General features: G+C 34.9%; 10 protein-coding genes and 1 pseudogene. 5 read left to right on the forward strand and 6 right to left on the reverse strand.

Annotation, left to right across the window (positions count from 1 at the left end; translation table 11 throughout):
• Positions 1-104: 104 nt before the first annotated feature.
• A complete protein-coding gene (locus DEF52_RS06650; RefSeq protein ID WP_237357365.1) occupies positions 105-386 on the reverse strand; it encodes a hypothetical protein in 282 nt (93 codons plus the stop codon).
• On the opposite strand from DEF52_RS06650, the gene secD reads away from it, so the two are divergent.
• Positions 286-1,731, forward strand: coding sequence for a protein translocase subunit SecD (secD, locus tag DEF52_RS05320; protein ID WP_416635952.1), 1,446 nt, complete (start codon positions 286-288; stop codon positions 1,729-1,731). The two genes, DEF52_RS06650 and secD, sit on opposite strands and share 101 nt — an antisense overlap.
• Here secD and DEF52_RS05325 read toward each other — a convergent pair.
• Positions 1,728-2,513 (reverse strand): enoyl-ACP reductase FabI, encoded by a 786-nt coding sequence (locus DEF52_RS05325; protein WP_151808061.1) that lies wholly within the window; start codon positions 2,511-2,513, stop codon positions 1,728-1,730. The genes secD and DEF52_RS05325 overlap by 4 nt on opposite strands.
• 233 nt (positions 2,514-2,746) lie before the next feature.
• Here DEF52_RS05325 and DEF52_RS05330 point away from each other — a divergent pair, with 233 nt between their 5' ends.
• The 3 genes and pseudogenes from DEF52_RS05330 (at position 2,747) to DEF52_RS07080 (ending at position 6,054) form a co-directional block, all read left to right on the forward strand.
• A complete protein-coding gene (locus DEF52_RS05330) occupies positions 2,747-3,562 on the forward strand; it encodes a hypothetical protein (RefSeq protein WP_151808062.1) in 816 nt (271 codons plus the stop codon).
• 62 nt (positions 3,563-3,624) lie between these two features.
• Complete coding sequence (locus tag DEF52_RS05335; protein ID WP_151808067.1) at positions 3,625-4,797, forward strand: porin; 1,173 nt, start codon at positions 3,625-3,627, stop codon at positions 4,795-4,797.
• A gap of 170 nt (positions 4,798-4,967) precedes the next feature.
• Positions 4,968-6,054, forward strand: a pseudogene (locus DEF52_RS07080) (IS3 family transposase).
• A gap of 48 nt (positions 6,055-6,102) precedes the next feature.
• Here DEF52_RS07080 and DEF52_RS05355 read toward each other — a convergent pair.
• The 3 genes from DEF52_RS05355 to DEF52_RS05370 form a co-directional block, all read right to left on the reverse strand.
• On the reverse strand, positions 6,103-7,506 hold the full coding sequence (locus DEF52_RS05355) for an NAD(P)H-dependent flavin oxidoreductase (RefSeq protein ID WP_012673080.1): 1,404 nt from the start codon (positions 7,504-7,506) through the stop codon (positions 6,103-6,105).
• 684 nt (positions 7,507-8,190) lie between these two features.
• Positions 8,191-8,778: a dephospho-CoA kinase gene (coaE, locus tag DEF52_RS05365; protein WP_151808066.1), complete on the reverse strand. Its 588-nt coding sequence runs from the start codon at positions 8,776-8,778 to the stop codon at positions 8,191-8,193.
• Between the two features lie 341 nt (positions 8,779-9,119).
• Positions 9,120-10,298 (reverse strand): ribonuclease D, encoded by a 1,179-nt coding sequence (locus DEF52_RS05370; RefSeq protein WP_151808068.1) that lies wholly within the window; start codon positions 10,296-10,298, stop codon positions 9,120-9,122.
• A gap of 133 nt (positions 10,299-10,431) precedes the next feature.
• On the opposite strand from DEF52_RS05370, the gene DEF52_RS05375 reads away from it, so the two are divergent.
• The gene (locus DEF52_RS05375) at positions 10,432-10,830 is read left to right on the forward strand and encodes a hypothetical protein (RefSeq protein WP_007548550.1); all 399 of its coding nucleotides are present in this window, start codon (positions 10,432-10,434) and stop codon (positions 10,828-10,830) included.
• A gap of 437 nt (positions 10,831-11,267) precedes the next feature.
• Here the strand turns inward: DEF52_RS05375 and DEF52_RS06660 are convergent.
• Positions 11,268-11,447 (reverse strand): hypothetical protein (locus DEF52_RS06660; RefSeq protein WP_458695314.1); only part of this gene is annotated, 180 nt, incomplete at its 5' end.

Here is an 11,447-nt window from a genome sequence, read left to right on the forward strand (position 1 = left end):
CGCTCAACAAACCAGAACTGCCATATTTGAATACATAGAAATCTTTTATAACAAATAACGTAGACATTCTACTATTAACTATTGCATTCCTGCACAATTTATTCTCATGATAAAAACGTCTTAACTTTCTCTCTACTTTTTCTGGGTAAGGTCAAATAGAGAATTTTACAAAAATCTATTTTTAACTTACAATCAATTATTACAATTTTAAACCTACAACTTATGTACAACAGACTTATAATCAAATCTTTTTCAGTATTATGCATCTGTTTACTTGCTTTATACATAACACTGCCAAATTTCTTTGATAATAAGCTTTTTATTTCGAAAAAAAGAATAAACTTAGGTCTTGACCTGAAAGGAGGGGCATCTTTGCTTTTAAACATAGACTTAGACTTCTATTTTAAGGAAAAGCTAAGCATGCTAGCTAACGAAATAAAAGAGACATTGCTAACAAAAAATATTGAATCTAACGTACAAAATAGCGTTATAACTTTAAATAATATTGATGATTATAAAAAAGCATCTGTGTTGATTAATGCGATAAATCCAAATTTAGAACTAAATAGAAAAGATTCTTCGATTCTCATTTCGTATAAACCCCATTATAAAAATTCTTTGATCAGTGAAGTAGCTGCAGAATCAATAAACAATGTCCAGCGCCGTTTGGACAAACTTGGCACAAAGGAAGTCAGCGTTCAAAAACAAGGGCAGAATAAAATATTAGTGCAGGTGCCTGGAGTAGAAGATACCAAGCAGATAAAATCTCTGCTTGGCAAAACTGCTAAGCTAGCTTTTCATTTGGCAAACACTAACATAGCCAAGGTGCAGGATATAGACCATGAAACCACTGTCATGCTCAAGGATTCTTTAGGTAATTCTTATCCAATATTCCGCAAAACTGAAATAGGTGGTGATTCGCTGGTTAACGCATCAGTTAGATTTGGTCACTTAGGTAAACCAACAGTGCATTTTAAATTTGACAGCATAGCGAGTAAAAGATTCGCAAAAATCACTAAAGAAAATGTGGGAAAACCTTTTGCAATTGTTCTGGATAACACAGTCTTAACAGTACCTACAATACGTGAGCCAATTTTAAATGGAGAGGGAGAAATTAGCGGTAATTTCACTGAAAAACAAGCAAGCGAACTTGCAATACTTTTAAAATCTGGAGCACTGCCAGCACCACTTAAAATAATTGAAGAAAAAAACATTGGCCCAAGTCTTGGAGAAGAATCAATAAAGGCAGGGGAAATGGCAGCAACAATCTCTATTATAGCCGTGGCTTTATTTATAATCATCACTTACGGCAAATTAGGTGTATTGGCCTCTGTTGCACTTTTTTCTAATGTAGTTCTTATATTATCAATTCTCACTCTGCTTGAAGCAACTCTAACTTTACCTGGAATTGCCGGTATTGCACTCACTGTCGGTATGGCGGTGGATGCAAATGTTTTAATATTTGAGCGAATTCGTGAGGAAATCAAATCTGGCAAGAGAGTGGAACGTGCTATTGAAGAAGGGTTTAAAAACGCTATAAAGACAATACTGGATTCAAATATCACTACATTAATTGCTGCAGGAATAATGTTCATTATTGGCAGTGGAGCAATAAGAGGCTTTTCTGTCACTCTATCAATAGGAATTTTATGTTCGATGTTTTCTGCAATCACAGTCACAAAACTCCTGATAGAGTTGTGTATGAACCCGAAGGAACTAGTGCTTTGTTAGTCAACTACCTTCATTCCCACAACGTTATATCCTGAATCAACGTGCAAAATTTCTCCAGTAGTGCCACTACTTAAGTCGCTTAATAAGTATAACGCTGCCTTGCCAACATCCTCTATTGTAACATTGCGTCTGAGCGGAGAATTATTTCTATTCCATTCTGATATGGAGTGAAAATCGCTTATTCCAGAAGATGCTAAAGTTCTGATTGGACCAGCGGAAATTGCATTTACTCTGATATTTTGTGGCCCGAGATCACATGCTATATATTTTACACTTGCTTCAAGTGCCGCTTTACATAAACCCATAACGTTATAATTTGGCATAACTTTTTCAGCGCCATAATAAGATAAAGTAAGCAAACTACCACCACCTGACATCATTTTTTCAGCTCTTTGTGCTAAAGCAGTGAAAGAATAGCACGATATATGCATTGCATTGAGGAAGTTATCCAGTGAAGTATTGACATATTTACCATCTAACTCATTTTTATCGGAGAATGCTATTGCATGCACCAAAAAGTCAAGAGTACCCCATTTTTTCTCTATTATTTCGAAAGCGTTATCTATGATTTTTTCATTTGAAACGTCGCAGTGTAATATTAGCTCCACATTTAGTTCATCTGCTATTGGTGATAGTTTTTCTTTTATTATTTCATTCTGGTAGGTGATTGCAAGTTCTGCTCCGTGCTCTGAGAGAGTTTTTGCTATACCGTATGCTATTGATCTCTTATTTATTATTCCGGTTATTAATCCCTTTTTGCCTTGTAATAGACTTGTCGTCATAGAACTATCTGTTTTTTTATAATTTGGAATATTAACTAGGTAAAGTCAAGATATCACTATGTTTTAAAATATTTTTTGCAGTAACTTGAAGTCTATAAACAGTAATCTTGATTCTTCTACAACAAAGCCATCCCGTATGACATTTTGTCTATACCTAATTAAGCATATCAATAAGTAAGTAAATCTTAATATAATCTTATTATACTTATAAATACGCTGTATAGAATGAAAGTATGGATGATTTCATAACTGCAAGAAGAAAAGATGATGCTGTGGTATCTGTTTGTCAGGATAATAAGAAAAAAAACGTGTTAATTTTAGGGCTCAATCAAGCCGCAAGGAATTTGTTAAAATACGAGGAAGGGAATTTACTTAATAAGCCGTTAATCAATATTTTAAGTGCAAGAGCAGCTGACGACATGAAGAATTATTTAGAGTATACCGAAAATGGGCACGATTTACTTGATATATTACCTAAAGTGATAGATTTTTCCTTAACTGATGCTAAAGGAGAAGATATCAGGACAAAAGTAAAAGTTTTCCGCACTGCACAATTTGCCAGTAATAAAATAAATTATGAGCTATTAATACGTGATATCAGTTTGTCCCATAAACTAGGAATCTTTAGAGATAAATATCTAATGGGTAAAAAATATAAAAACCATGACTTATTCGATATACCGGGCAATGAGTCCACTATTCTAGAGTTATACGTTATATTAAATTTTGCCTTTCAACATCAAATTAATGCAGCTATAGGAGTGATTGGCTTAAATAGTAGCTGTAGTGAGACAAATAATGCACTGAAAGTTATCATAGAACATTTTTATAAAAATTGCCGTAGTGATGATTTTCTAGGGTATATTGATGAGAATAAAGTGCTTTTTGTTTTGATTAACTGCGATGTAAAAAGTATATCTAAAATAATTAATCGTATACATTCTGCCATTAATAAGCAGTTATTAAAGCGAAAATTACCAAGTGTATCAATAATTTATGGGAATATAGCTCAAAAACAGGCAGCAAAATCTACCAGCGGTGCCTTCTGAAAAGTTGTTTTTTATTTATATTGAGTTTAAACTTAAATTTTTATAAAGATTTAAGTTTATTTATGAAGTTAAAGTACTACCTGGTAGCACTGCTTTCATCATTGTTTTTGCAGAATAGTGCTAGCTCTAAAACAATTTTGGATAAGGAAATATTTTATGCAGAACTAGACGGAAAAATAGATTTGAGATTCGGCTACGCCTTCAACATAGATTCTTTCAATGCTAAGCCTAAGGATAAAACTTCAAGTTATTCATACTTGCGCTTTCTTTATTTACAGCAAGTTTATCCAAATACTCAAATGGGGGTTAATGTTAAGGCAGGGGTTTCTGGTATTGCAAACCTAAAAGCGTTAGACATAGAAAAGTTAGACATGGAGGAATGGTATTTTATCATAAAAAACCAGGAACTTGGATCAATTGAATATGGTAAAAGAAGTTTAGTTGGTCAGAGCATGTTAATTAACACTTCAAAAATTTATGCAGCTGCTGGAGGAGTAAATGGTCATTGGACAAACTATGCAAATTTGCGCGGTGATCATAAAAAAGATGGTGACCCTGGATATGATCAAGACAAGGTGTTCTGGGTCAAGCCCAATATTTATAGCGATTATAATGAACTCGAACTAGGGTTAAAACAATCATCAATTAACTACATCTCCCCTGAAATCTATAACTTTCAACTCGGATTCAGTTATGTTCCAGGAAAAAATAACTTACAGTACAGCAATTTAATTGCTGCTGGCCTTTCCTATAAAAACAGCTTGTCAGATGATATAGGTTTTACTACAGCTTTGACTGGTGAATTTGCAAGAGAAAATTTAACTGATTGCTCAGATGGGACTTCTAAAAATTATGAATGCCGCAATCAATTACTACACTGGAATTTTGGTTTGAAGCTAAAATTGTTCGATCTTGATTGCATTTTTTCGTATGGTAATGGTGGTAAATCTGGTGAGAAGCGTAATCCTGAAATAAATAATACGTATTATATGAATGCAGGTATCGCTTACCATTCTGATTCTTACAAATCAAGCTTAACATATTTTAGTAGTGGTAGGGATATTGCAGGCGAAGGTACAAACGAGTTAACATCATATGCTTTAAGTCTTGAAAATTCTCTTTTTTTAGGTACTTCATACTATTTCGATATTGTAAAGTTTAGTACAAAAGAGCCTAAAATAGAAAATAACAACTCTGGTTATGTGTTCTTGGCTGGACTGAAATTAAGTTTTTAATATTGCCTCCTTCCAACACTCTTTTCTGTCATCCAAGGTAACCGTTCACAGATTTCCACTTAATTTTTCAATCTCACTCATGGAGAGGCCAGTAAACTGACCTTACCCAGAAAAAGTGGAGAGAAAGAAAAGAGTTTTTTCGGGTAAAATAAAATTTTGGAGGATTAGAAATGGTAAGAGAATATACGGCAGAATTCAAATTGGAAGCTGTTAAACTGGCAAATGAACAAAGAAAGGCAGGTCAAACAATTACAAAAATAGCAAGAGATCTAGGAATAAGGGATAGTGTATTAGGAAAATGGATGAAGAAATATAACGAAAAAAAGTCGGCAGCAGATGCATTTCCAGGTAGAGGTAACATGGCTCCTTACGACAAAGAGAGGTTTGATTTACAAAGCAAGAGTAACAAGGGAAAGAGACATTAAAAAAAAAGCCCTGGCCAGTCAAAAAGAGTAAAATATTTTTTTATATAGTAACTGCTATAAAGTACAGGAATTATGTAGGATTTTCTGCTAGTGGCTACTATAAGTGGACCACAAGAAAAATAAGCAGTAGAGAATCAGCAAATAAAGAGTTATTAGCAGATATTCAAAAAATATATCAAGCTTCTAAATGTAGATATGGAGCTCCTAAAATTCATGCTGAATTGAAGGCTTTGGGTAAAAGTTGCAATTTGAAAACGGTGCAAAGTATTATGCAGAAAAATGACATCAGGGCTATACTGAGAAGAAAGTTTAAAATTAAAAAACAACAAACAGATAATAGAGCTGTAGCTCCCAATATACTAGATCAAAACTTTATTGTTGATCAACCAAATAAAGTATGGGATTACTTACATCAAAACCAAGGAGGGATGGCTATATTTGGCAGCAATAATTCTCACGTATGGTAGTTAATGAGTAGTGCAATAAATAAACAATTGGTTATGAACTCTTTATTAATGGCCATTAATAGGCGTAAACCTGTTAAAAATCTACTGCTGCACAGTGACCAAGGTTCACAATATACTGCGCAAGAGTATCAATATCTCTTAGCTGTAAAGAATATAGATGAGTAATAAAGGCTGTTGTTACGACAATTCTGTTGCAGAAAGCTTCTTTAGCTCATTGAAAAGAGAAATACTTATTGATACTTCACAACACTCTGCTCAACAAACTAGAACTGCAATATTTGAATACATAGAAATTTTTTATAACAAACAACGTCACTATTAACTATTGCATTCCAGAACAATTTGATGCATCATTCTTTTTGTAAAAAACATTCCAAACTTTCTCTCCACTTTTTCTGGGTAAGGTCACTGACTCAATACCCAGTCAATATCCTTTCCACCAGTTCTTTTACTGCCGGTACGTAGCCATTCTCATAAAATGGATCTTGCTTAAATTTGTACACATTGTGCCCGGAAAACATGAGTTCGTTCTCAATATCACCATCGTGTATAACGTTTTGCAGTGTTTTTTGTATGCAAAAACTACGCGGATCTGGCTTTCGTCCTGTTGAATGGTCACCATGATCTTTCCAATTGCTAAACAAACAATGACTTAAGCATCCCATACAATTGATTTGATCTTCTCTTATTTGTTTAAATTTATCTGGCGTCACAAAAATAACAGTTGAATCTGGGGTTTTCATTGCTTCTGTGTACCCTGCTTTAGTCCATGTATTTGCCAGCTCTTTGTCTTTTGCAGTAAGGTAGATCTTCCTACCTCTGCTACCCATTGCAAATTCACTATTGAATTCCTCGCTGGCATTTTCTGAAAAATTTACTTGATGTAATTTTCGTTCCTGTAACTCACGTATAAAATTATTCCTCACCGCAGATGAATAAAACCCTGTTGGACTGAATTTATTTAAAAATACATCACCTTCTTCTAAAGTGAGTAGCTTCTTTTTCCACTCTGCAGAAATTGGGCTTTCTTTCGTCAAAAGTGGACGAGTGCCAAACTGAAAAGCTATTGGTCCAATTTGCAGATTGTCAAACCAATGTTCCCAATCTTTCAAATGCCACACTCCTCCTGCCATAACAATTGGTGTTTCTGAGAGACCGATCTCGTTCATGAAAGATCTAAGCTCTGCAACTCTTTCAAATGGAGCCTGTGGTAGCTCTGGGTCTTCACTGTTACTCAGTCCATTGTGCCCTCCAGCAAGCCATGGATCTTCATACACTACTCCACCAAGCAAATAGGAAGATATTCTTTGGTAAGCACGCTTCCATAATGCTTTAAAAGCACGCACCGATGAGATAATAGGGTAATAATAAACCTGATATTTAGCTGCAATTTCTCCAAGCCTATAAGGCATACCAGCACCGCAGGTAATACCATGAATCAAACCTTTCGCTCCTTCTAATATGCCATGAAGCACGCGTTCTGCTGCTCCCATCTCCCAAAGTACATTCATGTGTATTCTTCCATGACCTTTTGATATTTCATTTGCTATTCTTGCCTGACTAATTCCAGCTTCAATACTATACTCAATCAATTCACTATGCTTTTCATTTCTTGTTTTGCCTTTATAAATTAGTGGCACTAACTCGCCATTATCATCAATAAGCTTAGCATTTGCACCAGAAAATGTACCCACAGCATCTGCTGCAGCAAATGCTCCGCTTGATCTTCCATCACTAACTGCAATGCCTTTGCCGCCCTCGATGATTGGCCACACTTCCTTTCCTGAAATTACTATCTTTTTTATCTTATTTTTCAAAACTTCCTCGCAATCTTTCACTCTATTTTACTTAATTACTAAAAAAATGATAGCTGTTTATTTTTTCTTGTATCATTAAAGCTTCTATAGCTACTCATGCTGTTGTAGTTTGAGAGCAGTTCCCATCGGAAGGGTGTCATTCCAGTGCTTGACACTGGAATGGCTTTGTTGCATCGCTACTTATGAAAGGCTAACTATAGTTAGGATTATAAGCAACCTATTGAAAATCTTGTTTTTTTGCAATCAATCTGATCAAATTTAAGAATAGTAATTTGTTATTTATATTAATAAATTTAATTCTATTGAAAATAGCTAAAGCATTGAAATTCTTGAATTTTAGCCGGATTGGTAAATGGTAGTGAAATTTCTTTTACTCAAATTTAGGTATTCATTGACCGTTCTTGTTATAAATACCAGAATAATAAGCTACTGATATTCCCTATCTTTTTTATCTTTAATCCATCATAGCTAGCGATGCAACAAAGCCCACTGGAATCCAGTTTTTGATCAAAAATGTTGCTATAGTGCACAATCAATTTTCCTGGATCCCAGTGTCTGGGCACTGGGATGACACCATAGGGGGCTACTTGGATGACAGGGGAGGGAGGCTGCTGGGATCCTGACAACCGTCATCCCGCTGCTTGTTAGCGGGATCTAGAGATACCGCGGCGGTATGACGTAGAGCTACGTGTTTAGGTTTAATGAATCCACTATATCTTTTACTTGAGAAAAAACATACTCTTTGCTTACACTGGTATCGATAATAAAGTCACTCATCTTCCTTTTCTCCTCAATAGATAACTGAACATCGGAGATTAGATTAAGCTTTTCTTTATCTATGTTGCGTTCGTTAAGTCTTTGAGCTTGCACAACGCTATCTGCATGAACAAAAACAATAAGGTCGCAATATAAATAAAATTTTGTTTCTAATAGAAGTGGCACATCTAAAACTAAAAGTTTTCTATCGATCTTTTTTTCCTTGGCAATAAAAAATTCTAATTCACGCAGCACAGCAGAGTGAACCAAAGATTGAAATTGTTTCCAATTTTCATCGTAGGCTAAGAAATATTTAGACAGTACTGTTCTATCTATTTCACCATTTACTACCACTCCAGGAAAATTTTTCTCTGCATAACTTATTATGCTTTTATCCACTTTATAAAGTTGGTGTACAACAGAATCAGCATCAAATACAACAGCACCAAACTCTTGAAAGCAATTAGCTACAAAGCTCTTTCCTACCCCAATTCCGCCTGTTAGACCTATAATCATATAACAAAAACACATTAGACTTCTTTTGAAACTATAGCTAAGGTTTCTCTATATATATTAACTAGATTTTCTAGATCCCAGTGTCAAGCACATAACTATACGAACATTGCAATTTGTAGGTGGTGTCATTCCAGTCTGGAATCCAGCTTTTATGTTGTATAGTGCACAATCAATTTTCCTGGATCGAAGTAGTCAAGGCACTGGGATGACACCCTACTTAACCGTCATACCGCCGCGGTATCTCTTAGCCGCTAACACGTAGCAACTGTTCTCCCTTGTCATACCGTCACTTGGCCGCTAACACGTAGCGGGATGACGATTGTCGATAAATCTAAGTTACTTTAGCAACAGTTATTCTCCACTAAATTACTCTGAATTTTGGTTATATTATTTGCGGATTTCACTGCTGAAATCTCAAATTTTGAGCTTGTGTTCAAAAATGATTCAACTGACCTGCCAAAAAAATCATATCTCCATCCCTTGAATAATTTATCTGTCTGTCCAGATATTGACCCGGTTAACTCATCTTTTGAAGAAACTAATTTCCTTGATATGTTACTTTCTTTACATTTACTATCTAAAATAATTGAGAGTATATCAAGTACAGATTTGTCATAATTACTCGATAAGGTGTTGTTTTGCTGCATCCAATTTCTCTCATTTTCATTAAAAATATTCACAAACTCTAGTAAATCTGCATCTTTTATATTTTTTGCATTCCTCTTGAGATCATCTAAAATTTCATCAACATGCTCTATATTTTTTTCAATAAAATCAGCTATTACAGCATTATTGATTATTTTATTACGGTTCATATTATAGCGCTGTGCTAAGGTTTCTTGCCACTCACTAACTGCTTTAACAGTTAGTATCAATCTTGGATTTACTTCATAATTAAATTTAATCCTCTTCCATGCATCTTTTGGGCTATGTAAATACTTATTTATATCAACTATTGATTCCATCTCTTCTTGAAACCAACCCATCCTATTATTTTCTTCAAGTTTATTGCACAATATTTGGTATAGGTCATATAGGTGTACCACGTCGTTTACTGCATAATCTAACTGATCTTCGGACAACGGACGCCTTAACCAATCTGAATTTTTAGCTTTAATTTTATCCAGTGCTATTCCTTGATATTGCTCCACTACTTTTGAGTAACCAATAAAGTCATGATAATAATGACAAAACATAGCAGCAACTTGGGTATCAAAAATGGGAGTGGGAATACATTTAAACACAGTGAGTAAGGATTCTATATCCTGCCGGCAGCTATGAAACACTTTGGTTATCCCCTGATTTAGCATTATTTTCTTAATGAATGATAAATCAATTTCTGGCACTAGTGCGTCTACAATAAAACTCTTCTCTCCGTAAGAAATTTGAATTAACGATAATTTTGGGTAGTAGATTAAATTATTTCTAATGAACTCCGTGTCAACTGCTATAAATTTTGGCTTTTTTGCTATCAACCCCTCACCTATGTCCTCCAGCTCCGACGTTGTATTAATTAACATATGTTTTTTATTCAGTGATTCTATTTTACTACTTATATTAAATTTTGCAATTAGAGTCACTACGAAATTAGTAATGGAGCTTGCTAGTTACTTATAATATTATAAAGTGTTTGTTATGTAGTGGTGAAGTGTTATGGTAGATTTTATAGACCTTTTTCAAGGAAGTAAAGATTTTACGATGTGCATGCACAACGGTTCAGGGGATGCAATATATAATCGATGTATATCTGCTGTAAGAATGGACCCGCCATGTATGCATGGTGAATCTATTCAAGGTTTGTTTGAAAGTTCGTTTGAACAAGGTGTTGTGACTGTTAGAGTGAACTTAGACTTAGAAACTTTAAATGTAGTGGTATATAAATCTCCTCCAACTTCTGATAAGCTTGACGCATTTTCACTAGCATATCAAATAGACAGATATCACATAGATGAGAATACTATAGTTTTTGATGAGAAAGTAAATACAATAAAATTTGATATATCAAATCCTTTAAAACATAAATTTATTACATTTGAGATTTTTAAAAGATAAATTATAATTCTGGTTCATTTATAAAAGGCTAGACTTAACGTGCCAGGCAGGAATTAACTGAAAGAAAAATTGAAGTAGCAAGAATTGATCTAGTTTGATATTACTAATATAGTAAATCTCTGGATATATAATAAGAACTAGATTCCAGCGTCACGCGCTGGAATGACAGGGCTATAGGTATCATCCAAGTAGCCTCTTTCTTGTCATCCCAGTGTCCTGACACTGGTTTCCATCCAAAAGGGTGTCATTCCAGTCTGGAATCCAGATTGGACACTGAATTGGTGAGTGTAAAATTCTACGTCATACCGCCGCGGCGCTAACAAGAGATCCCGCTAACAAGCAGCGGGATGACGGTTGTCAGGCTAGCTGTCATCCGAGTAGCCTCCTTTTTTTGTCATCCCAGTGCCCAGACACTGGGATCCAGCCTTTCTGCAATCTCATCGAAAACGTTTTTCTATGCTAGTTTGCTTGTGAGCAAGCAAACTTTCCTGGATCCCAGTGTCTGGGCACTGGGATGACACCCTACTAGCGGAAGTTACTCTCAAATGTTTGTTCATGTTAGCCACAAACATTAAGAAATTTACCAAATGAAAAAAAAGGCAAAAGAAGCCCTGGGG

It is taken from the genome of Wolbachia endosymbiont of Nasonia oneida, assembly GCF_009012935.1.
Taxonomy (GTDB): Bacteria; Pseudomonadota; Alphaproteobacteria; order Rickettsiales; family Anaplasmataceae; genus Wolbachia; species Wolbachia pipientis.

What these genes read in the sequence shown, in the direction of transcription:
- DEF52_RS05330 (WP_151808062.1), top strand. Translation starts at nt 2,747, where the DNA reads ATGGATGATTTCATAACTGCAAGAAGAAAAGATGATGCTGTGGTATCT.
- DEF52_RS05370 (WP_151808068.1), bottom strand. Translation starts at nt 10,298, where the DNA reads ATGTTAATTAATACAACGTCGGAGCTGGAGGACATAGGTGAGGGGTTG.
- DEF52_RS06650 (WP_237357365.1), bottom strand. Translation starts at nt 386, where the DNA reads ATGTTTAAAAGCAAAGATGCCCCTCCTTTCAGGTCAAGACCTAAGTTT.
- DEF52_RS05325 (WP_151808061.1), bottom strand. Translation starts at nt 2,513, where the DNA reads ATGACGACAAGTCTATTACAAGGCAAAAAGGGATTAATAACCGGAATA.
- coaE (WP_151808066.1), bottom strand. Translation starts at nt 8,778, where the DNA reads ATGATTATAGGTCTAACAGGCGGAATTGGGGTAGGAAAGAGCTTTGTA.
- DEF52_RS05375 (WP_007548550.1), top strand. Translation starts at nt 10,432, where the DNA reads ATGGTAGATTTTATAGACCTTTTTCAAGGAAGTAAAGATTTTACGATG.
- DEF52_RS05335 (WP_151808067.1), top strand. Translation starts at nt 3,625, where the DNA reads ATGAAGTTAAAGTACTACCTGGTAGCACTGCTTTCATCATTGTTTTTG.